This is a genomic window from Chryseobacterium herbae (genome assembly GCF_025154075.1).
In the GTDB taxonomy this organism is placed as follows: Bacteria; Bacteroidota; Bacteroidia; order Flavobacteriales; family Weeksellaceae; genus Chryseobacterium; species Chryseobacterium herbae.
This window is the reverse complement of the sequence record NZ_JAOAMU010000001.1, coordinates 597,555-620,535: the sequence shown is the minus strand read 5'-3', so window position 1 is coordinate 620,535 and position 22,981 is coordinate 597,555. Positions and strand designations below refer to the sequence as shown.

At 37.3% G+C, this 22,981-nt stretch carries 15 protein-coding genes; 8 read left to right on the top strand and 7 right to left on the bottom strand.

Annotated features, from left to right (window positions below; all coding sequences use genetic code 11):
* Nucleotides 1-114: 114 nt before the first annotated feature.
* On the bottom strand, nt 115-1,383 hold the full coding sequence (locus tag N0B48_RS02630) for a C45 family peptidase (protein WP_259836566.1): 1,269 nt from the start codon (nt 1,381-1,383) through the stop codon (nt 115-117).
* Nucleotides 1,384-1,811: 428 nt separating this feature from the next.
* On the opposite strand from N0B48_RS02630, the gene rpsA reads away from it, so the two are divergent.
* The 4 genes from rpsA (at nt 1,812) to N0B48_RS02610 (ending at nt 9,076) form a co-directional block, all read left to right on the top strand.
* Entirely contained in the window at nt 1,812-3,602 is a 1,791-nt protein-coding gene (rpsA, locus tag N0B48_RS02625; RefSeq protein ID WP_259836565.1) for a 30S ribosomal protein S1, read from the top strand.
* 160 nt (nt 3,603-3,762) lie between these two features.
* Nucleotides 3,763-5,187, top strand: a complete 1,425-nt coding sequence (locus tag N0B48_RS02620) for a T9SS type A sorting domain-containing protein (RefSeq protein ID WP_259836564.1) — start codon at nt 3,763-3,765, stop codon at nt 5,185-5,187.
* 182 nt (nt 5,188-5,369) lie between these two features.
* Nucleotides 5,370-7,967, top strand: coding sequence for a T9SS-dependent M36 family metallopeptidase (locus tag N0B48_RS02615; RefSeq protein ID WP_259836562.1), 2,598 nt, complete (start codon nt 5,370-5,372; stop codon nt 7,965-7,967).
* Between the two features lie 128 nt (nt 7,968-8,095).
* Nucleotides 8,096-9,076, top strand: coding sequence for an EamA family transporter (locus N0B48_RS02610; protein ID WP_259836560.1), 981 nt, complete (start codon nt 8,096-8,098; stop codon nt 9,074-9,076).
* 49 nt (nt 9,077-9,125) lie between these two features.
* Here N0B48_RS02610 and N0B48_RS02605 read toward each other — a convergent pair whose 3' ends face one another.
* Entirely contained in the window at nt 9,126-10,181 is a 1,056-nt protein-coding gene (locus N0B48_RS02605; RefSeq protein WP_259836559.1) for a DUF418 domain-containing protein, read from the bottom strand.
* A 329-nt stretch (nt 10,182-10,510) separates the two neighbouring features.
* Here N0B48_RS02605 and N0B48_RS02600 point away from each other — a divergent pair, with 329 nt between their 5' ends.
* Nucleotides 10,511-11,506: an alpha/beta fold hydrolase gene (locus N0B48_RS02600; RefSeq protein ID WP_259836557.1), complete on the top strand. Its 996-nt coding sequence runs from the start codon at nt 10,511-10,513 to the stop codon at nt 11,504-11,506.
* 319 nt (nt 11,507-11,825) lie between these two features.
* On the opposite strand, the gene rplS is transcribed toward N0B48_RS02600, so the two are convergent.
* A complete protein-coding gene (rplS, locus tag N0B48_RS02595; RefSeq protein ID WP_223607391.1) occupies nt 11,826-12,182 on the bottom strand; it encodes a 50S ribosomal protein L19 in 357 nt (118 codons plus the stop codon).
* A gap of 291 nt (nt 12,183-12,473) precedes the next feature.
* Here rplS and N0B48_RS02590 point away from each other — a divergent pair, with 291 nt between their 5' ends.
* On the top strand, nt 12,474-15,212 hold the full coding sequence (locus tag N0B48_RS02590) for a fibronectin type III domain-containing protein (RefSeq protein ID WP_259836554.1): 2,739 nt from the start codon (nt 12,474-12,476) through the stop codon (nt 15,210-15,212).
* Nucleotides 15,213-15,321: 109 nt separating this feature from the next.
* On the opposite strand, the gene N0B48_RS02585 is transcribed toward N0B48_RS02590, so the two are convergent.
* From N0B48_RS02585 to N0B48_RS02575, 3 genes are all read right to left on the bottom strand, one after another.
* The gene (locus N0B48_RS02585) at nt 15,322-16,008 is read right to left on the bottom strand and encodes a DUF3667 domain-containing protein (RefSeq protein WP_259836552.1); all 687 of its coding nucleotides are present in this window, start codon (nt 16,006-16,008) and stop codon (nt 15,322-15,324) included.
* Between the two features lie 688 nt (nt 16,009-16,696).
* The gene (locus tag N0B48_RS02580; RefSeq protein ID WP_259836551.1) at nt 16,697-18,220 is read right to left on the bottom strand and encodes a toxin-antitoxin system YwqK family antitoxin; all 1,524 of its coding nucleotides are present in this window, start codon (nt 18,218-18,220) and stop codon (nt 16,697-16,699) included.
* A 244-nt stretch (nt 18,221-18,464) separates the two neighbouring features.
* Nucleotides 18,465-18,962: a DoxX family protein gene (locus N0B48_RS02575; protein WP_259836550.1), complete on the bottom strand. Its 498-nt coding sequence runs from the start codon at nt 18,960-18,962 to the stop codon at nt 18,465-18,467.
* Nucleotides 18,963-19,123: 161 nt separating this feature from the next.
* Here N0B48_RS02575 and N0B48_RS02570 point away from each other — a divergent pair, with 161 nt between their 5' ends.
* Nucleotides 19,124-19,825: a CoA transferase subunit A gene (locus N0B48_RS02570; RefSeq protein WP_259836548.1), complete on the top strand. Its 702-nt coding sequence runs from the start codon at nt 19,124-19,126 to the stop codon at nt 19,823-19,825.
* Nucleotides 19,826-19,889: 64 nt separating this feature from the next.
* Here the strand turns inward: N0B48_RS02570 and N0B48_RS02565 are convergent, their stop codons facing one another.
* Nucleotides 19,890-21,692, bottom strand: coding sequence for an ABC transporter ATP-binding protein (locus N0B48_RS02565; protein ID WP_259836547.1), 1,803 nt, complete (start codon nt 21,690-21,692; stop codon nt 19,890-19,892).
* Between the two features lie 430 nt (nt 21,693-22,122).
* On the opposite strand from N0B48_RS02565, the gene N0B48_RS02560 reads away from it, so the two are divergent.
* On the top strand, nt 22,123-22,776 hold the full coding sequence (locus N0B48_RS02560; RefSeq protein WP_223607397.1) for a CoA transferase subunit B: 654 nt from the start codon (nt 22,123-22,125) through the stop codon (nt 22,774-22,776).
* The last annotated feature ends 205 nt before the right edge of the window (nt 22,777-22,981 follow it).

Genomic DNA, 22,981 nt, shown 5'->3' with positions numbered 1-22,981 from the left:
TTACATGTGGAGTCAATAATATTCTTAATCTCAGTCTAAACCTTTACCTCAACCTTAGTCTGAAATCTGAAATCTGATGTCTGAAATCTAATGGCTCCATCTTGGCTCTTGCATCTATCTCGCCAACCTGCTCAACATCTCTTTCCCCCTCAATAAAGTAACAGGATAAGCTTCCTCCGGTTTGGAAATGGCCTTTTCGTAAAATTCCTTGGCGATACTGGCGTTTCCCTGGGTGAAATTGATGAAGCCTGACATTTCGTACATAAAATTGCGGAGCTTGAGATCTTTTTCTTCTTTGGTGGAGAGGTATTTTAAAAGTTTTTCAGCAGAATTCAGACGGGTGTCTTTATAGGGTTTGATGTCATATCCGTTAGGTTTGCTGAACCAATAATCCCACATAGCGCCGTTATTGTGCTCGTTCCATGAGTATTTAATCAGTTGTAAAGCCACTTCGAGAAGAGCTGGGTCCAGATTTTTATTTTTGGGATCTGATTTTTCGCTTTCTGCGATATAACGGTCGATGGTGATGTCTGCGCCTTTATCTTGTATTTCTTTGAAAATGGATTCTTTAAGATATAAAGAATGGTTTTTGTAGAAGTTTTCATAAGCAAATGAAGCAGGAAAATGATCTGCCAGGTTTTCTATACGGTAGCCTTTTTTGAGTTCTGATTTTAAATCAATTTTATAGACGGTATTGTAGTCGTGAAAAAGATAGACGTAGATAATCCCTTTTTTGAGATCGCAGATGGTAGAATATAAAGTGTTCAGTTCGCCTTCCTGATGGGTCTTATCTAAAATGGTTTTCAAAAACCCGATATTATTTTCCTTAGAAGCGGCAAGCATTTCGTTGGCGATGTCCGGTCTTCTGCAAGACAGTTTTCCATTGATCATATTGCAGTTGGAATTCACCTGAAAGTCGCCGGTCTTTTCTATGATTTTTCCGGGTGTGATCACGATAGAATTTCCTTCTTTATCAGCTAGCAGAACTTTGGCAGAGATGGCATAGTCATATTTCTTTAAAAAGACCATGGCTTCTTTTACGGTTTTGCATTTTCCTAATATTTCCCACATCAGATCTCCCTGGTAAGGATTTTTAAGGTTCAGTTTACTCAGATCGTAATTGGCTGCTGCAAAATCATAGAACAGACCGTATTCGTTCATGGCAGCGGCGGTCTGCATATCCGGAGCTCCGAAGCTGATGGATCCAAAGCGGTCTTTTGTGGCAGGATTATACCAGATTCTTGTAAAAGGAGTCATATCATCTTCATTAGCCGCAGCGAATGTTTCTCCACCTCTTGAACATGAAAATATAGTACAGGCTTTTATCGTGGTCATACCGGACGAAATCAGGCTGATAAAAATGAAAAGGAAATATCTATACATTGGTTAGTTTTTAGGAATGTTGGTGTTTTGATTACAAAAAAATGATTTTGTTAAAGTCTTTTTTGGAAATATATTTATCTGAGTTTGGGATAAGGAGCCAAGATGCCAGACATCGGACATCAGATTTCAGACTTTAACTTTAGAAAGAAGTAAAGATTGAGAGAGATTAAAAAGGAGATTTGTATTTTCAACACTTCAACACTTCAACACTACAACACTACAACACTACAACACTACAACACTCATACTTGAATCCCGAATCGCATATAAAATCCATTGTTAATATAAAATAAAATTCATATCTTTGCACCCACTTTTGTGTGAAAGGTTTGAAAAGGTAAAATATTAAAAATTAATTACTTCCGTATTTTTTAGATCCACATTTATTCAGACCACTAAAAAAGAAGGAATACAAATTTTATTAGAAAATGTCAAAAGAGACAAATTCAGCAGAGGTTTTATTAAACCAAAACGTAGCACCAGAACAATTTGATTGGGATTCATTCGAATCAGGTCTTGATGCAGATGCGAGAAAAGAAAAAAGCGATTTAGAAGAAATCTATAACGGATCTCTTAGCAGCTTGAACGATAACGATGTTATCACTGGTAAAGTTGTAAGATTAACGGATAAAGAAGCTATCGTTGATATCGATTTCAAATCTGAAGGTGTTATTTCTCTTAACGAATTCCGTTACAACCCAGGCCTAAAAGTAGGTGATGATGTGGAAGTAATGGTAGACAGAAGAGAAGACAAAACTGGACAGTTACAGTTATCTCACAGAAAAGCCAGAACGCTTAAAGCTTGGGATAGAGTAAACGAACTTCACGAAACTGGAGAAATCGTTAACGGTTTTGTTAAGTCTAGAACTAAAGGAGGTATGATCGTTGATGTACACGGAATCGAAGCATTCTTACCAGGTTCTCAGATTGATGTTAAGCCAATCAAAGATTACGATCAGTTCGTAGGTAAAACTATGGAGTTCAAAGTTGTGAAAATCAACCCTGAGTTCAAAAACGTAGTTGTATCTCACAAAGCATTGATCGAAGCAGATATCGAAGGTCAGAAAAAAGAAATCATCGCTCAGCTTGAAAAAGGTCAGGTTCTTGAAGGTACTGTTAAGAATATTACTTCTTACGGTGTATTCATTGACTTAGGAGGTGTAGATGGATTGATCCACATTACAGACCTTTCTTGGTCTAGAGTGAACCACCCATCTGAAATTCTTGAGGACGGACAGACTGTGAAAGTTGTTATCCTTGATTTCGATGATGAGAAAACAAGAATCCAGTTAGGTATGAAGCAATTAGAAGCTCATCCTTGGGATGCTCTTTCTGCTGACATGAAAGTTGGAGATAAAGTAAAAGGAAAAGTAGTAGTTCTTGCTGACTATGGTGCATTCGTAGAAATCGCTCCAGGTGTAGAAGGATTAATCCACGTTTCTGAAATGTCTTGGTCTACTCACTTAAGATCTGCAGGAGATTTCGTGAAAGTAGGTGATGAAGTTGAAGCTGAAGTATTAACTTTAGATAGAGAAGACAGAAAAATCTCTCTTGGTATCAAGCAATTGTCTAAAGATCCATGGGAAAATATCGAAACTAAGTATCCGGTAGGATCTAAGCATGTAGGAACTGTAAGAAACTTCACTAACTTTGGTGTATTCGTAGAGTTAGAAGAAGGTATCGACGGATTAATCTACATCTCTGATCTTTCTTGGACTAAGAAAATCAAGCACCCATCTGAGTTCTGTGCAGTAGGTGATAAATTAGACGTTATCGTTCTAGAATTGGATATCCAAGCTAGAAGATTATCTCTAGGTCACAAGCAGTTAACTGAAAACCCTTGGGATAAATTCGAAACGAAATATGCTGAAGGTACTATCCACGCTGGTAAAGCTGTAGAAGTTCACGATAAAGGAGCTTCTGTACAGTTCGAAGACGTAGAAGTAGAAGCTTTCTGCCCATCAAGATTATTAGAGAAAGAAGATGGATCTAAAATCAAGAAAGGTGAAGATGCTCAGTTCAAAGTAATCGAATTCAACAAAGAGTTCAAAAGAGTAGTAGTTTCTCATACTGGAATCTTCAGAGACGAAGAGAAGAAAAATATGAAAGACTCTTCTTCTAGAAACGTATCTTCTTCTTCAAACAACGAAGAAAGATCAACTCTTGGAGATATCGATGCATTAGCAGAATTGAAAAGAAAAATGGAAGAAGGTAAATAATCTTTAACCCATTTGAATATATGAAGCCGCTCGTAAGAGCGGCTTTTTTTGTGGCCTGCCATTTAGAATTTCTCATGAATAAATAGGATTTATGTTAATTATTTCACTGGTTAATGAAAATTATACTATTTTTAGCCTAACTAATGAATAAATTTTAACCATGAAAAAAACATTCTTATTTTTCATCGTGGCATGTATAATGTCATTGAGTAATCTTAATGCCCAGCAATCCTCAGATTATGTTATCATGCTCGATAATGGAGGATCTACGACTAATGATAGCTATGCTCACATGAAACGCGGCGCAGTTAAACTAATAGAGCAACTTTTAGCCTGCAATCCCAGAAACAGAGTGGCTGTTGTACAATACGGAGCAGGAATATACGGAAATCCGGCCGGAGTAAATAAAGCCTTAATTTATATTGAAAGTGATTTTACCAATGATAGTTTCACCGCACAAAACTTTAAAAGACGTCTGGATTTTGGGGATTATTTTAATGAATCCTTGGATCTGATTGGAACTGCTTTCAACGGAGCTTTTACCCCGGATATTGTAAGCAGTCAGAATACTTTAAATCTTGGGCAGCCTCTAAAGATTGTCGTGTTTACAGATGCAGAAAGGAACTCAGGAACCCCTCACGATTCATATCTTGTCAATTATAATAATACAGGCTTAAATAGCCCTTTGGCATTTGAGAATGTGGTGAAGTTTAAAATTGGCCATCAGGCACAGTTTACAATGATTCATGCCAATACAAATACTCAGGCATTACAGGCTGCAGCATCTATTTCCAGTGCAGGCGGCTTATATAATGGACCATTGGAAACCAATATTGCAGATCCTGATAATGGTGTTTTGCCAAGACTGTATTATAACAGACCCAATGGCTTTTCTATAGGACAGACGGAAGTAGATTACTGGAAGGAGTTGGCTACCAATATTTGTGACCCGGGTAACTTAGCGACTGTGAATTTCAGATATGAACCGGGAGAATGTATAGAGAGTACATCTGGTATTGGTGGGTATTACAACCTTCCTGCCGGAGCTACTTTGGTGAATTTTAAACTGGAGCTCGTAAGTGTACAGGATGGAACTGTATTTCCAATAATATTTAATCCTTCCTTTGGAGCCGGTAATTTTTTCAATTATTATTTTCAGCCGTCGGATTTTAATTATCCGGTAAGTAATGGAGCAACAGGAGAGCAGAAGTTCAGATTGAGTATGGTGTATCTTCAAAATGGATCATATAAGATTGCTTACAGCTGGAATAACTATCCATATTTTGATTATGATATCAACATGGATTGCCATGTGCCGAGAGCTGCGAAGCCATTGGCAGGAGAAAAGATCTTCAAACTGACACCAAATCCTACTAACGGATTGTTTAAGGTGATCCTGAAAAACAAACTTGAATCAGGAAGATTGGAAATCAGAGATTTGAGTGGAAATGCAGTGTACAATAAAGTATTGCGTAATGAAAAAGAAATAGACATTGATATCAGTTCCCGAAAAGAAGGAGTTTATATTGTTAATGTTATAAGTGATAAGAACGAAATCTATTCAGAGAAAATAATCAAAAAATAAAAAAATTAAGCTGTCTTTCGAGGCAGCTTTTTTTGTATAGCCTGCTATCACTTCATTGTAGAATTAATAAAAATCCCTGTGGTGAGATTCTTTTTCTTAAAACATTTTATTTTTTAAAATAATTTATTAAAAAATGATGTTAATTGTGAATTATTTGTAAATTAGCGCCTTTATTAGTAAAAATGAAAAAGACAACTCTACCTCTTTTATTTGCTGCATTCGCAGTATTTCCTTCTACTTTATTTTCACAAGATAACGAGAAGCTAGTTAAGGATTATATTTCTCAAAACAAGATCAGAGAATATAAAAAGAACGATCTTACCAATTTCGTCATTGACAATATTGATGCTTCAAAGTCAATGAACGGAAATGTTGTAAAGTTCCAGCAAACCTACAACGGAATACCTGTTTACGGTTCTGCAGGAACAGTGTTGGTTAAAGATAATAAAGTCGTTTATTATTCTGATAACTTTCTGAAAGATTATAAGGTATCTACGTCTGTAGCAGCAGGAATTACAAAAGAAGATGCACTACAGAAAATAGCTGCCGATTTGGGGACTGAGAATATTTCGGAGCTGCCGATTATGGCTTTTTTCGAAAAAGGAGCTAATAAACTTACTGCAGCAAAGCAGAGACTGGTATATACAACAGATGAGAGCCAGAATCTTAGACTTGCGTACGAATACATTTTACACGAGCCGAAAACTACAAACCACTGGAATATACTTGTTGATGCCAATACAGGAAAAATTTTAAGCAAGCTTAATTTAAACCTTTCATGTAATTTCCATAATGAAGCGTATGCTCATGACGAAAATACAATGGCTTCATTACCGCAGGTTGAAAATGCTTATCGTTTCAATACCGGCAACCTGGTTACTTTGGCGCCGGACAATGCTTCTTATAATGTTTTTCCTTTACCTGTAGAATCACCAACATTCGGATCCAGAGCCGTTGTAAACAATCCATGGATTCTTGCTTCCTCACCGGAAGGATGGCATTCTAATGTAACTACCCATTATACAACCACAAGAGGAAATAATGTGTACGCTTATGATGATAAAGATAACAACGAACAGACTTTCGGTGTGTCTCCGGATGGAGGAGCAGCCAGAAACTTCGATTTTCCTTATAGCTCAACAGCTTTCACTTATACTAATTTATCAGCAGCCACCACAAACTTATTCTATATAAGTAATATGGTACATGATATTTTCTATAAATTCGGATTTACTGAATCTGCCAGAAACTTCCAGAGCAATAATTTTGGAAACGGAGGTCTGGATGATGATGAGGTCTTTGCACAGTCACAAGACGGAGGTGGCTTCAATAATGCCAATTTTGCCTCTGGCCCGGATAATTACAACCCCGTTATGCAGATGTATCTGTGGTTGGTTTCAAACCGTAAATTGTTCTACAATGCACCATCTGATGCAGTAAACCGTATTGTGAATGCAGGAGTAGCTCAGTTCGGTCGTCCTGTGAATGATATAGCAGTAAGCGGAGATGTTAAACTTGCCAGTGTTATTGACGGCTGTACAGCTTTACCTGCCGGAGAATTGGCCGGAAAAATTGGTTTGGTTGAAAGAGGTGGAACATGCGGTTTTAGTGTAAAAACAAAAAATGCACAGAATGCAGGCGCCATAGGAACAATTATCTATAACAACGCAGCAAATGGGTCTACTTTAGGCAATATGGCCGGTAGTGATATTACCATAACAACACCAACAATATTAATAACGAATGCTGAAGGAGAGTTTATTAAAACAAAATTAGCTGCAAGCATTCCTGTCAACGTTGATTTAAGAGCAGATACAAAATACGACGGAAGTTTTGATAACGGAATCGTTGCCCATGAATATGGTCACGGAATCTCCAACAGACTGACCGGGACAGGGTATAACTGTTTAAATTCAACTGATGATAAAGAGCAGATGGGAGAAGGATGGTCAGATTTCTTTGCATTAATGATTACGAATAAACCTGGAGATAACGCTTCAGTAGCCAGAGGAATGGGAACGTATCCTATCGGGCAGGCAACTACAGGCTTAGGAATCAGACCGGCTAAATATTCACCGGATTTTGCAGTGAATAACTACACGTACGGCAGAACCAATGGGATGGAATTCAACAATGGATCAGCTATTGTCCCGAATTCTCACTCTATCGGATTTATCTGGGCAACCATGCTTTGGGATCTTAACTGGAAATATGTTGAGAAATACGGCTATGCATCTGACGTAACTGCTAATGCTACCAGCGGAAGTGCAAGAGTACTTCAGTTAGTAACAGATGCATTGAAACTGCAGGTATGTAATCCAACGTTTATCGATGGAAGAAACGCGATCCTTCAGGCTGAATTGGCAACAACAGGAGGAGTGGATAAATGTATGATCTGGAGAGTTTTTGCTAAAAGAGGTTTGGGTTCACTTGCCGCAGCAGGGTCTATGACTAACATCAACGACCAGACGGAAAGCTTTGCTCTTCCTGAAGGATGTTCTGCATTGTCAACAGAAGAAGTAAAAGCAGCTAAAAATACCATCTCTATCTATCCGAATCCTGCTAAAGAAGAGTTCTATATCAACTTCCCAAGCAGTACAATAGGAAAAGTAAGCCTTGAGATCTATGATATGTCTGGAAAACTGGTTTCTTCAGAAGATAAGATTTCACCGGTTGCCAGAAAAGCAGTTTCTACTAATGGCCTGATCAACGGAACCTATATGGTAAAAGTGAAAGGACTTGGTTTTGAAGCTTCATCTAAAGTAATCGTTAAGAAATAATTACTACATAAATCAATTTTTTGAGAGTCGCCGCAAGCTTGCTTGCGGCGATTTTATTTATCTATCATAATGACGTCTCCCAGTATTTTCATTATTATATTGTAACTTTGCAGGCTGTAAAAAAAATTATGAAGAAGAAAAATATACTCAAAGGAGTTTTATTCGTAGGGATCGGTGCCAGTATATACGGAATGCTGGCCACATTTGTGAAAATGGCTTATCATGACGGCTATACCACTTCTGAAGTGACTACCGCTCAGTTTGTAATGGGGTTGGTTGGGCTTTTGTTGCTGAATTTCATGCAGACAATCACATCCAAACAGAAACTTTCGTCACCGAGTGCTAAAGAAGTGAGAATGCTGATGATCGCCGGAACCTCTTTAGGCTGTACGAGTCTGTTCTATTATATTGCAGTTCAGTATATCAATGTTTCCATAGCGATTGTGTTGCTGATGCAGTCCGTTTGGTTCAGTGTGGTGGTGGAAAGTATCATCGCAAAGAAATTACCTAATGCAAGAAAAGTGGTTTCCGTGATTATCGTACTGGTAGGAACGATTTTAGCGACAAACCTGATTAATATGGACATCGAGCTGGACTGGCATGGTGTCTTTTGGGGCTTAATGGCTGCTGCATCATATACCATGACCATGTTTACATCCAATACACTGGCTACCCACCTTCCGGTATTCAGAAAAAGTATCATCATGCTTTCCGGTGGCGCAATTGTAATATTTGGATTCCTGTTTTTTGCCCAAATCGGACCGATGTATTTTGATGGTTTAAAATCATTATACCTAAATTTTACAGCCAATACAGAGCATATTCACTCTTTCAATTATTCCATTTTCTGGACATACGGATTTGTTCTGGCTTTGTTTGGAACCATTGTGCCGCCTATCTTATTCAATGTAGGTTTCCCGAATGCGGGACTTGGCCTCGGAAGTATTGTTTCATCACTCGAACTTCCGGTCTCAGTGACGATGGCTTTCGTTTTATTAGGAGAAAAAGTCTTATTGGTACAGTGGGGAGGGATTATTCTGATCCTTTTTGCAATTGTTCTGATGAATCTTCCCGCGAAAAAAGAATTAAAAGCAGTTGAAGTAGCTTAAATAATAATCAATAAATTTTATAGGAAACCGTTTCTTTTGAGACGGTTTTCTATTTTTTCAAAGGAAATCTTCTTCCATAGCTTAATGACCGCCAAAGCCATTCAAGCAATCCATAATTAAACCTTTTAAACCACCATCTGCTAAAGAAAATCTGCAGAATAAATACCAGAATGGCTGTCAGAATGTACCAGTGTAATGCCCAATCCGGTTTTAAACAGATGAAGAGAATAAATGAAATAATATTCTGTACAATGTAATGGGTAAGGGTCATTTTACCTGCTATCTGAAGAGCAGAAAAAATATTTTTGACTTTTCCTGTCTGGTATAGCCAGATAATTCCGATAGTTGTACAAGTCATTATAGAGAGCACTTCAGGATAAAATAGATTGTAGTAGGTATTGAATGTCCACTCATACTTTTCTATTAAAAGCTGTGAAAAAAAAAGCACTATTGAAAGGCTTAAACTGATTCGGAATAGATTTTTTAAAAGCTTTGAATTATTATTTATAGTATAGAAAAAACGGCTCCGATGCAAAGCGGCACCTATCAAAAAACAACCCAGCTGTATCAGATGCAGGATAATTGAATAGCTGAGACGTAACATCCACTGGTATCTCATCACCAGATTGGCTTTTACATGATCCAGAAACGTATTTTTATCATAGAAGTGATAAAACAGATCCCGACTTTTAGGGGAAAACAATAAATGATGTCTTCCCAGAAAGGACTGTAGAAAAGGAGTCAACAGCAGTATGGTTATCCCAAAAATGAAAAGGTTTCTGGTCTTCAAGGGGTAAAATATAAGCAAAATCAAGCCCATAAAAGCGTAATCATTAAGAATATCACCTCCGAAAAAAAGCGTATTGATGAAGGCGAAGACAAACAGCCACAACATACGTTTGATAAAAAAAGAACTGGCAGGCTGACCGCTGTCACTAATCTTTTTTAGCAGTACTGAAAATCCGAAGCCAAATAATACAGCCAGTAAAGTCCATCCTTTTGATCCTAAAATAACCTCAGAGATACTTTCAATAAAAGATGCTAATGGATCGCTTTCTGTTTGAGCGGAATGGGTATTCCAGGTATAGATGGTGGAATAATTCATAATGACCACACTGAATAATGACCAACCTCTTAAAATATCAATTATGGGTGTCCGCTGATTTTGTAAGATTGGGCTGTTATCATGCATAAAAAGATATGGTTAAATCATCTGGCAGAAAAGAATAATTCTAGTAAGATGGATTTTATTAGTTTTTTCAAATATACGTTTGTCTTTTTCATCGTAAACATTATATGCGTTAATGTTTTTATAAAAGAACGGTATAAAATATAAATTCTATTAAAGTTATGAGGAACTCCAAAAAATAAATGCCGGAAAATAATATTTTTAGATGAGTTTCATTAATTTTAATATCCAAAATAAAGTACTACATGACCTATTTCAGAAAGACAGTAGCTGTAATCATGCTGGCTGCAGTGCCTACCTTCTTATTTTCACAGACAAAACCACTTGATGCCATGTTGTCTGATTATCAATATCCGTATGAAGTTCACTATTTGGATCTCAAATCTCAGAATAATGATCTCAAAATGGCTTATATGGATGTACAGCCCCAAAAGTCGAACGGGAAAACAATCATGCTTCTCCATGGAAAAAATTTCAACGGAGCCTATTGGGAAAAGACGGCGAAAGACCTTTCAGAAAAAGGTTTCAGGGTAATTATTCCCGATCAGATCGGATTTGGAAAGTCTTCTAAGCCGCATAGATATCAGTTTTCTTTTTCACAACTGGCAGAGAATACAAAAGCTGTTTTGGACAAACTTCATATTGAGAAGGTAATCGTTCTAGGACATTCCATGGGAGGAATGGTAGCCACGAGATTTACCCTTCTTTATCCTGAAAAAGTTCAGAAACTGATTCTGGAAAATCCAATCGGACTGGAAGATTATAAAACTTTTGCTTCTTACCAGACCATAGATCAGGGGTATCAGTCGGAACTGAAAAATACAGCTGAAACGTACAAAAATTATCAGATGAAATTCTATTATGATAATCAATGGAAAGATGAATATCAGCCTTGGCTGGACCTTATTGCCGGCTGGACGCTGCACAAAGATTATCCAATGGTAGCCTGGGATGCTGCGCTTACTTCAGATATGATCTACAATCAACCTGTCTGTTATGAATTTAAAAATATCAAAACGCCAACATTGCTTATTATCGGAACGAGAGACAGGACGGCAATAGGAAAAGATAGAGCACCTAAAGAATTACAGCCTAAAATGGGCCAGTATCAGGAATTGGGAAAAAAGACACAGCTGGAAATTGCCGGTTCAAAATTAATAGAGCTGGAAAATGTCGGACATCTTCCACATATAGAAGTGTATCCTAAGTTTTTTAGTGCTCTGTACGAGTTTATTAAATGAGGTTGAGGTAAAGACTAAGATTAAGACTAAGGTCGAGGCTAAGATTAAGGTTATTGAAAGAGCAAGAATAGTTAAAATACAATCTAAAGGTTTTTTAAGCTATACTTTCTTTAAGAAAATCCCAGGTTAAAAACTGCTGAGAAAAGCCAGCCGCAACGTGGCGATTCAGCCCAGGATTGGATGCAGTCCTATCAGAATTTGGCCCAATCATAAGTACCCTCTAAAAGGAGGCTGAGGTTCCCGAAGCCCCGCAATTATATCAAAATAAAAAGAGACTACCTGAATAGATAGTCTCTTTTTGTATGTATTGTTGTCTGAATTACTTTTTCTTGTAAGCAGCATCCTTGATTCTAGCTTTTTTACCTCTAAGGTCTCTGAAGTAATAAATTCTAGATCTTCTAACGCTACCTCTTCTGTCAACTTCAATTTTCTGAAGTGCAGGCATGTTGATAGGGAATACTCTTTCTACACCTACATCACCACTCATTTTTCTGATAGTGAAAGTTTTTGTAGCGCCAGTACCTCTCAATTGGATAACGGTACCTTTGAAGAACTGAGTTCTTGTTTTTTGTCCTTCTTTAATTTCGTAATACACAGTAATTGTGTCTCCTGCTTTGAATTCAGGGAAATCTTTTTTAGTAATGTACTGGTCTTGTACGTACTTTAATAAATCCATTATTAATAAAATAAAATGTTAAAGCTAAGCAACTTACACGTTCTTCGTCAGAGGTTGAATAACAGGTCGCAAAGATACAAAATACTTTTTGATTCTACCAAATAATTAATGTACTAAAAACTATAATTTTTTCACCCCAAATCTGTCGTAAAGTTAACAGTTCCTTTAAGTTCCCGGCAGGCATAGTTTATATAGGAAGTCTACTTTTGCCCGAAATTAAAAAATCAGATCATTATTTTTTTAATGACCTGATTTATAAATCGAAATAAATCTATACAAAAGTAAACTATTATGAAACATTACTTCTTCTTTTTCTGTTTTGCCGTCCAGATGGCATTCGGGCAGGCCCTGTTTCCCTACCTGCAGAATCCGACGCCAAACTCGATGATTGTCAACTGGAAAACAGCTTCTGACAACGAAACAACCATGATCTACGGAACCTCTCCAACCAGTCTGAACGTGACGGTTACGGGAACAACAAACATTTTTTCCGATACAGGGTATAACAATAACTATTATTACCACACTGCAAAAGTGGCCGGTCTTCAGCCAAACACGAAATACTATTATAAAATAAAGACAGGAACTGCAGAATCTGCGGTTTATAATTTCAGAACCCTTCCTCTTCCGGGACAGGCTGCTACGGCAGATGGAAAAATCCGTTTCCTGATCATGGGGGACAACCAGATCAAAGCGGAACCAAGGTATGATACATTGACTCTGAATGCTTTTAACAAACTAAAACAGAAATTTGGAGCCAGCACAGATCCTTCAGATAATATCGCCCTTACTTTTATGGTAGGAGACCAGGTAGACGTGGGAACACTGGATCATTATGAAAATGTCCATTTTAAAAAGAACATCAAATTATCACCATATCTTCCTATTCAGACAACAGTAGGAAACCATGAGACCTATGGAACGCTTGGGATGAATTCTTATTACGCGCATTTCTACATTGATGAAATTAAATATAAAAATATCGCATCAGGAAATGAAAATTATTATGCACAACAGGCTGGAAACGTTCTGTTTGTAAGTTTAAGTTCTGAACATACAGGAACCGCACAGCAGACCTGGCTTTCTCAAATTCTGACTGAAGCCAATGCTGATCCTACAGTAGACTGGATCATCTCTTTGAGCCACAGACCTTATCAGGCTGAGCAGTATGTAGGAGATATTTCTACTTGGGTAAGAAACAATGCAGTGCCGTTGCTGACGACTTCCAATAAATATTTAATGCACGTTGGAGCTCACCACCATTTATACCACAGAGGTCAGTTGAAAGAAACTCCGAATTATCAGATCATTTCCGGAGGTACCGCCTGGGACCAGTACTGGGGAATGTCTAATGAGCAGGATTTTGACGATGTACAGAAAACACTGACCGACTGGACCTATCAGATCGTGGAAGTAGATGTACAGACCGGGAAAGTAGATATAGAATGCTACTCAATCGGTGGTGTATATAATAAGAAGCAAAATGAACTGGTAGATACTTTCCACAGGTATAAAAACCAGCCGAAACCTTCAAAACCATCTGTTACCAATACTTTTTCTGCATCAGTAACGTTACCTTTGACTCTTGACGGAAGCGCTTTTGCATCATCCAACGGAGAACTTCTGAATACGACACAGTTCCAAATCAGTAAGGCAGCGAATTTTTCAGTCATTGAAAAAGAATTTTACCGTGATTATGAAAACTGGTTCGGAAAAGACGGAAACGGAACACCGGATAAAACGAAAAACTTAAATGCCGGAGTTGATATTACAAAAGCTACCATTGCCGCGAACTCTATCTCAAACGGTACTTATTATGTAAAGGTTCGTTACAGAGACAGAAACCTGGAATGGAGTGACTGGAGTGATGTAAAACAGTTTGAGGTTGCCGGAAGTGTGGTTTCCAATCCTACCTTTGCATTAGACAAAACTGAATATACACAAGCTGAGCCTATCACGGCTACTTACACCGGAGGGCCTGGAAATCAGCAGGACTGGGTTGGAATCTATAAAAAAGGACAGACTCCTGCGACTACAACTTCTCAGGGCTTTATTTACACAAACGGACAAACGGCGGGAACAGCGGTGTTCACGAATGGTCTTGCTAATAAAGGTCAGTATTTTGCAGGTTTCTTTGCTAATGGAGGATATACTGAAATTACAGGCAGAAAAAGTTTCTATGTAGGACCGAAAGTAGTGCTACAGGCTACAGCAGATACGTATCCTGTAGGAGGAACGGTTGTCATTAATTATAGTAACGGACCTAATTTGGTGAAAGACTGGATCGGGATTTATAAAATGGGTCAGACACCGGGAACCAATACTGCCATCAAATGGAGCTATGTAACAACGGCTGCTGGAACATTGAATTTCACAGGGCTTCCGAAAGGATATTATTACGCCCAGTATCTTCTTGAAGACGGATATACAGGAATAGGAGATAAGGTATTCTTTAAAGTAGGGGATATCGTAACAGATTTGTGGATCAACAAACCGGTCTATACATTAGGTGAAAATATTACCGCTTCCTGGACGGATTCTCCCGGGATTATCAAAGACTGGTTAGGAATTTACCCTCAGAGTGTTCAGACTCCGGATGATAATTTTGTTTCATATACGTATTTCGATGGGGTGACTCAGGGAACGAAAACCATCCAGGGAACAGCACTTCCTACAACACCGGGGAATTATTATATGGTAATGTTTACGAATGACTCTTATACGGAAGTTTCCAACAGAAAACAATTCCAGGTAACCTCCGGAACACTGGGAACCGATGAAGTGAAAAGCACAGAGAAAAATGTAGTGATCTATCCGAATCCAACGAAACCGGGTGAGCCTACCTTCATCAAGAGTGATTATCCAATTGAGAAAATTGAGCTGTTATCGGCATCAGGACAGTTATTGTATGAATCTAAAAACATCAACAACCAACGTTTCTCTCTGGTAAATGAAAATCTTCCGAAAGGCGTATACTTCGTGAAAGTACACACAAGAAAATTATTTACTTTAAAACTGGTAATACAGTAATATTCTAACAACATATTGGAAAAAAGCAGGAAAATTATTTCCTGCTTTTTCTATTTAATACAAAGAGGAATAATAAAATACAAATAACAATGATCATCTCTTTTATTTTTTAATGTGAAATTAAGTTCATTAAAGCTCCTAAAATCATGATCGAAATACCAAATGTGATCATTCCCAATACATAGGAAACAAGGGCTTTAAAATAACTGGCTACCTTGCCTTTATCGAAAAACTGTCCTACAGACCAGGAAAAATAGACAAACACGATCGCTGCAGCAATCTGCATCAGATAATATTTTGTGACTCCTTCAACAATGGCAAAAACAGAAAAAATCAGCATTTCCATTCCAAGAATAAAGCACAGAAGGATCAGTATTTCAAAAAAATTGTAATCATATTTTCTGAAAAATATTTTTAGCCAAAAAGCGATAAACGCACCCATAATAATATTGGAATATCCATAATGACCCTGAACCCAATTATTAATGGCATTGAGCTTCGAATCTCCCGCACCATCAATTTTTATATAGCTTTCTTCGATATGGAAAAAATGATTGATAAGGGTGTAAATTAATGATGTAACAATAATAAATATCACTGGTTTAACAAGCCGGCTTCTGTTTTCACTGATAAAATTCCTGATGTTTTCGCCGGGTCTTATTAATAACTCTCGTATGGTATACAAAATACCTCTGTCAAAATGTAAAACGTGTTCGATTTCATGGAGGATGTAATGTCCGTCTATTCTTTTCGGTTTTAAATTTTGTCTACAGTTTGAGCAAAATTCTTCATTCATAGCAGTTTAAGTTTTAAATGCAAAAAAAGATAAATAGTTTTACATATGCTTTACACTTTAGTTTAGTTTTTGGTATTTTTATCTAATGGAAAATGATAAAAACTCATTATTCAACAGAAACAGAATGAAAGAAATTACTAACGGGATCAACTTCAGCTTAGTAAATATCCGGAAATCTCTCAATTCTCCGGTATTTGTGTTGATATTTTGATATCGTTTTAAAAGTTTAATAATCGCAAGGGTAAACAAAGTTTTTTTGAAATGAAACAATTTTAATAAAGATAAACAATGGCATTTCATTTAAAAAAGTAAAACAAAAAAGCACCGGAAAGATATCAAGCATTCAGAGTTCTGATTTTGAGTAACAATCCTGTATTTCGGAAATAAGTGAAACGCCTTTGTTTATCTTACTTTAAAAAATTAAAAATTAAAAATTAAAAATGAATTTTTTGTATTTCTTTGCGTTAAAAAAAATCCGGCAGATTCCACAGATTTCGCAGATTTTTTCATGCACTCAGACATTTCGCTTCATCCAGTCAACGAAGTTGATTCCTCTTTGCAACCCTTAAATTTTTAGCATAATTAATCATTCTTTGCATCAAAAAAATACGATACAAAAGGTTAAATTTTCCGCAAAAAAAATCGGCCATTACCAACAGCCGATTTTATATTAAACTTAATACTATTTTTAAAATTCATACAGAAGATCATCCTCCTGTAAAGTCGAACTCAAAGCATTGTAAGGATCTTGAAGTTCAGTATCAGAAAGAATTTTTGAATCCTGAATAAGCTTTCCATCTGGATTATAAACTTTTAAAAGTATCCATTTTCCGCTACGCTCCATTTCCTTTAAACCCGATTCGGTTTTATACTTAATTTTTCCGCTCTGAAGAACTCCGTCTTTTACAACAGCTTTATTGCCGGGTTTTCCTTTCGCATACTGTACGATCTGTGCGGTGAAACCCTCTGTTGATTCCAACGGTTGGCTATAGGTATAAATAATAGCTCCCTTATCATCATAAACCGTAGAATCATATCCGGTCTGCTTGGCATTCATTTTTTTCTCGGATTTTAGCTTTTCATCCTCTCTGAAAGACCTGGAAAGAACTAAAATACCGTCCTTATATTGCTGTTCGTTAAGTTCTTCAAACAAGGTACCGTTGTAAGGCATGTCATCCTTATACGTTATAGTCCCTTTCAGCCTTCCGTCCGGATGATAATATTTCATTTCCTGTACCATATCATCTTTTAGTACTTTTTCAGAAGATAATTTACCATCTTCATCGAAATATTTATTCAGAATTAAAGATCCGTCTTTATATACATCGATCGCTGTAAAGCCGGACAGATCATAGCTGAACTGATAATCTTCGCCGTCCTGAGGTTTATAATAACTGGATTCCTTATCGTAAACGTAGATCAGGTTTCCTATTTTCTTCCCTGTTTCATCATAGGTTGTTTTGTAACCGTCTTTTTTGTTTTTCTTATCTTCCTGAAGGATCTTTCCACTCTTTGAATAGATGATGCTTTCTTTAATGGTTCCGTCACTTTTCTGCTTTTCGATTTTGGATACCCGCATCGGATCGTAATAATATTCTACTACTACATTGTCGTCGGAGTTACCGGCATTGCTTGTGCCAATGTGTTTTCCTTTATCGCCGTAATATTTAGTTTCGTACTTTCCTTTGTTGTCTGTAGTGATTTCGTATCGGATTCCTTTGATATCGTCATCATAGGCTATCGTTTTGAAATTCTCAGAATCCTCATAGATGGTAATGCTGTTGTATAAAGAGGAGAGTTCAGGGTCTTTGTAGGTGTACATTTTTCCTTTAAAGGTACCGTCTGCTTTATACACAAGATCTTCTACAGGTCTCCCTTTTTCATCAAACATTTGGGCTGGTCCTATCTGCTTTCCGCCAGAAAATGTGGCTGTGCTTACTATTTTACCTTCAGGGCTGTACCAGATCACTTTTCCCTCATAGACCTCGCTGCCAGGAGTTGTATTGGAAGCAAGACCTTCCATCTGCGGTTTACCGTTTTTATAAAAATCTTTAATTAAAGTAAGCTTGCCTTTATTTTCAGTTTCACGGTAGAATTCCATTTTATCCTGAGTGGTTTTCTCCCAGTTTTCGTCAAAATAGATTTTTTCCTGTGCGCCTACACTGATGCTGAGAATCAGGGCAAGAAGCGTGGAGGTAAATAATTTTTTCATGTTTTTATTAAAGTTTAAATGATTCAGTAGTGATAATTTGAAGTGGAATAGAAGGATCAATCCATACCAATAAAAAATAGTCATAACCATTGGATTGATCACGTCAAATATAAGTCAATTTAGCGAGAAATAAAGGGAATTGAAAGCATAAAACCTCCGTAAAATCACGGAATTTTTCCTGAGAAATTTTACTATAAGAATATTATGAAAAATGGATTGATTTGCCTTTTACTGCTCAATGTTTTTACAAATAAAAGAAATCCTTCTTTTTCTTTCTGATCAATTGATCGATTCCAAAGGCTTTGTATCCATTGAGAGAAAACATGCCCAACAGCATGATAAATAATACCTGCGGCAGATAAAAGAAATAGGTAAGCCATGTGAAAGGGTCCATAGAACGGGTTCCAACGGCAGGATCTGCGGGAACAAGTTCAGAAGGAATAGAGTGAAGGTCTTTGGTGAATAATGCCACAAGCATGATGACGATTAAAGACAGTGAACTGAATCTCGTTAAAAGCCCCAACAGTAAAAATAATCCCCAGAACGCCTCATTAAAAGCTACAAAATTAGCCATAAACTGAGGATGAGAAAAACCAAGACTGCTAATGGTTTTCAGCATGTAACCCTGAAAAACCGGATGGAAAAGTTTATTGAAACCCGTGATGAAAAAGAACAGCCCGATGCTTATTCTGCAAATAACATAAAATAGATCGCCGGATTTACTGGTAGTATTCTTTTCCATATTATAGAGGTATAAATTAAATTTTTAAATGGTTTAAAGGATTTAACTTAAACTATGATGCCGGAATCCGTCAAAAGTTAGATCTGAATTCAAATAAATTTCTGAATAATGCAGATATGAGAAAAATGATTAAATTTAGCGGACAGAAAATCTAATATTTCATGATAGATAAAAGAGTAAAAAATGCAAAGGAAGCCATCGAAGGAATTAATGATGGAATGACTTTAATGCTGGGCGGATTTGGTCTGTGCGGTATCCCTGAAAACTCAATAAATGCTTTGGTAGAGAGCGATGTGAAAGACGTAACCTGTATTTCAAACAACGCCGGTGTCGATGATTTTGGATTAGGATTGCTGCTTCAGAAAAGACAGATAAAAAAAATGATCTCTTCATATGTAGGCGAAAATGCTGAATTCGAAAGACAGATGCTGTCCGGAGAACTAGAGGTAGAGCTTACACCACAGGGAACTTTGGCAGAAAAATGCAGAGCAGCTCAGGCTGGAATTCCTGCTTTTTACACTCCTGCAGGTTACGGAACAGAGATCGCAGAAGGGAAAGAAGTAAAAGATTTTGACGGAAAACCTCATATCCTTGAACACGCTTACAAAGCAGATTTCTCAATCGTAAAAGCATGGAAAGGAGACTACCTTGGAAACCTGATTTTTAAAGGTTCTGCTAGGAATTTTAACCATCCGATGGCGGGTGCGGCAAAAATTACTATTGCTGAAGTGGAAGAATTGGTAGAGCCGGGTGTATTAGATCCTAACGAAATCCATATTCCCGGGATTATGATCCAGAGAATTTTCCAGGGTGAGAAATTTGAAAAGAGAATTGAACAAAGAACGGTAAGACAGAAAGATTAATTTCTGTTTAAATACAGTTTTAACAATAAAAGAAAAGCGCTGAAACAGATGTTCAGCGCTTTTTTTATTCCTGTGAAATAAGATTTTTTCTTTCTCCGATTTGTTGTCGCCACATCGCGAAATACAATCCTTTTTCGGCAATGAGATGGCTGTGAGATCCTGTTTCTATCACCTGTCCGCGTTCAAGGACATAGATTCTGTCTGCATGCATAATCGTGCTTAAACGGTGGGCAATAAGAACGGTGATCTGTTCCTTTTCTTTGGAAATATCTTTGATGGTAGAAGTTATTTCCTCTTCTGTGATGCTGTCCAGAGCTGAAGTTGCTTCATCAAAAATCAATAAGTGTGGTTTTCTTAAAAGTGCTCGCGCAATGGCAATTCTCTGTTTTTCGCCGCCACTCAGTTTCAGTCCGCCTTCACCAATAACCGTTTCGATACCTTTTTCGGCTCTTTCAAGTAATGCAGTACAGCTGGATTTCTTTAATGCGATTTCCAGATCCGCTTCGGTAGCATTAGGATTAACAAAAAGAAGATTTTCCCTGATGGTTCCTGCAAAAAGCTGAGTATCCTGGGTCACAAAACCAATTTGATTTCTCAGTTCATCAAAATCAAACTCTTTTCCATTAATCCCATTGTAAAAGATATTGCCTTCCTGAGGCCTGTAAAGCCCAACCAGCAATTTGACCAACGTACTTTTCCCTGAACCGCTCGGTCCCACAAAAGCAATGGTTTCGCCATTTTTAACATCAAAAGAGATATTATTTAAAGCTTTATACTGAGCCGACTGGTGTTTGAAAGAAACGTGTTTAAATTCCAATTCTTCAATAGCCCCGATTTGTTTCGGATGAAGTGGTTTTTCTTCCACTTCCTTCTTCATTAAATTGTCAAAATTCTGGAGAGAAGCCTCAGCTTCGCGGTAAGAAATAATGATATTCCCGATTTCCTGCATCGGCCCGAAAATGAAAAATCCATAGAACATCAGAGACAGATATTGTCCCGGAGTGACAATGTTTTTAAAAATCAAAAGTAACAACGTCATAGTAATCATCTGCTGAAGAAAATTGACCATCGTTCCCTGGATAAAACTTAAAGAACGGATGCTTTTCACCTTTCTCAGTTCAAGTCCAAGGATTTTGTACGTATTGTTATTTAAACGGATCACTTCCTGATTCGTTAACCCTAAACTTTTAACAATTTCTATATTTCTTAAGCTTTCCGTCGTACTTCCTGCTAAAGCCGTAGTTTCCGAAACGATATTCTTCTGAATGCCTTTTATTCTTTTACTCAATAAATTAGTAATGAAAGCAATCAGGAAAATCCCACAGATATAGACAGGCATAATCGACCAGTGTAAACGGATCGCATACACAGAAACGAAAATGATACTGACCAGAATTCCGAAGAAAATATTAATAAAGCTGGTGATAAATTTCACCGTATCTTCTCTTACTTTCGTTAAAATAGATAAGGTTTCACCACTCCTCTGATCCTCAAATTCCTGATAAGGCAATGCCATTGAGTGTTTTAAACCGTCTGTAAAGATTTTTGCGCCAAACTTTTGAGTAATAACGCTTACCGCATAATCCTGAAAAGCTTTGGCAATTCTGCTCACCATCGCTGTTCCGATAAGTAATCCCAGAAAGTAAAAAATACCGTGATAAACACCACTTCCGTATAAATATTGATTCAGATTTCTCGGCAGGAGTTTTTCCTTGTCGAAAAAGTTGGGATGCGTAACCAGCTGATCCAGGATATTACCCGTAATGGCCGGAGCAAATAAAGAAAAAACCTGATTAATAGTGGCCAGCAGCAAAGAAAGCGCGATCAACCACTGGTAAGGTTTAAGGTATCTTAAAAGTATTTTCATTCTAGTAAATAATGTTGCAAAATTAGAGATATTATTTTGACTTATGGCATTAAGCTGAGTTTCGGTTAAGAAAATTAATATGAAGGGGTTGGAAGCTGAAAGTTACGGGATGCGGGGTACGGGTTTGAGTGTCGGAGCGTCGGAGGGTTTTAGAGTAAATGAGTTTGAAAGAAGGTTGTCAGTTGCTAGTTACTGGTTTATAGATATATTATTTTTTGCATCTGGAATTTTGTTTCTTAATTCTTGACTACAATCAAAAGACCATAATTTCAACCCTTATCACCTAGTCCCTAATCCCTGCAACCTGCTACCTAATATCTGCAACCTAGAACCTGCTATCTGCCACCTGCCTCACCTTTATCTCAACCTTAGTAACAAAGCCCTTTTGTATTCAAGTGAAAAGAATTAAATTGCAGTCTAAGTTTTTATTATGCTTACAAAAGAACAAATTGCTAAAAGGATTTCAAAAGAACTGAAAGACCGATATTATGTAAACCTGGGAATCGGAATCCCTACATTGGTGGCTAACTATGTTCCGGATGGTATTTCCGTAGAATTTCAGAGTGAAAACGGAGTGCTCGGAATGGGTCCTTTCCCTTTCGAAGGGGAAGAAGATGCCGATATCATCAATGCCGGAAAACAAACCATCACTATTCTGCCGGGAGGCTCATTTTTCGATTCGGCCTTCAGTTTCGGGATGATCCGCGGTCAGAAAGTAGATCTTACCATCCTTGGAGCGATGGAAGTTTCTGAGAACGGTGATATCGCCAACTGGAAAATTCCGGGAAAAATGGTAAAAGGAATGGGTGGAGCAATGGACCTGGTAGCATCTGCAGAAAATATTATCGTTGCGATGATGCACGTGAACAAAGCTGGAGAAAGCAAGATCCTGAAAAAATGTACCCTTCCGCTTACTGGCGTTAACTGTGTGAAAAGAGTAGTTACTGAATTAGCAGTATTAGACGTTACTCCTGAAGGTTTCAAACTGGTAGAAAGAGCACCGGGTGTTTCTGTGGAGCACATCGTAAAATCTACAGAAGCTGATCTGATCATTGAAGGTGAAATTCCTGAAATGCAATTCTAATATAATTGAAAATGCTTCGTGAACTTTGTTCATAAACCTTCTGTTTATGCTAAGCATGACATTTCTAATACTATATGTAGATTTTTAACGATGTCATGCTGAGCGGAGTCGAAGCATATCATATAATTTTTGTTTCAAGACAAAAGAAAAGGCTGTCTCAATTTCTGAGACAGCCTTTTTTATGCTTTAAATGGACTCAATATAA

Bases quoted from the DNA above. Each gene is read 5' to 3' on its own strand.
- N0B48_RS02580 (WP_259836551.1), bottom strand. From the start codon at position 18,220: ATGAAAAAATTATTTACCTCCACGCTTCTTGCCCTGATTCTCAGCATC.
- N0B48_RS02560 (WP_223607397.1), top strand. From the start codon at position 22,123: ATGCTTACAAAAGAACAAATTGCTAAAAGGATTTCAAAAGAACTGAAA.
- rpsA (WP_259836565.1), top strand. From the start codon at position 1,812: ATGTCAAAAGAGACAAATTCAGCAGAGGTTTTATTAAACCAAAACGTA.
- N0B48_RS02610 (WP_259836560.1), top strand. From the start codon at position 8,096: ATGAAGAAGAAAAATATACTCAAAGGAGTTTTATTCGTAGGGATCGGT.
- N0B48_RS02565 (WP_259836547.1), bottom strand. From the start codon at position 21,692: ATGAAAATACTTTTAAGATACCTTAAACCTTACCAGTGGTTGATCGCG.
- N0B48_RS02585 (WP_259836552.1), bottom strand. From the start codon at position 16,008: ATGAATGAAGAATTTTGCTCAAACTGTAGACAAAATTTAAAACCGAAA.
- N0B48_RS02600 (WP_259836557.1), top strand. From the start codon at position 10,511: ATGACCTATTTCAGAAAGACAGTAGCTGTAATCATGCTGGCTGCAGTG.
- N0B48_RS02630 (WP_259836566.1), bottom strand. From the start codon at position 1,383: ATGTATAGATATTTCCTTTTCATTTTTATCAGCCTGATTTCGTCCGGT.
- N0B48_RS02570 (WP_259836548.1), top strand. From the start codon at position 19,124: ATGATAGATAAAAGAGTAAAAAATGCAAAGGAAGCCATCGAAGGAATT.
- N0B48_RS02615 (WP_259836562.1), top strand. From the start codon at position 5,370: ATGAAAAAGACAACTCTACCTCTTTTATTTGCTGCATTCGCAGTATTT.
- N0B48_RS02590 (WP_259836554.1), top strand. From the start codon at position 12,474: ATGAAACATTACTTCTTCTTTTTCTGTTTTGCCGTCCAGATGGCATTC.
- N0B48_RS02575 (WP_259836550.1), bottom strand. From the start codon at position 18,962: ATGGAAAAGAATACTACCAGTAAATCCGGCGATCTATTTTATGTTATT.
- rplS (WP_223607391.1), bottom strand. From the start codon at position 12,182: ATGGATTTATTAAAGTACGTACAAGACCAGTACATTACTAAAAAAGAT.
- N0B48_RS02605 (WP_259836559.1), bottom strand. From the start codon at position 10,181: ATGAATTATTCCACCATCTATACCTGGAATACCCATTCCGCTCAAACA.
- N0B48_RS02620 (WP_259836564.1), top strand. From the start codon at position 3,763: ATGAAAAAAACATTCTTATTTTTCATCGTGGCATGTATAATGTCATTG.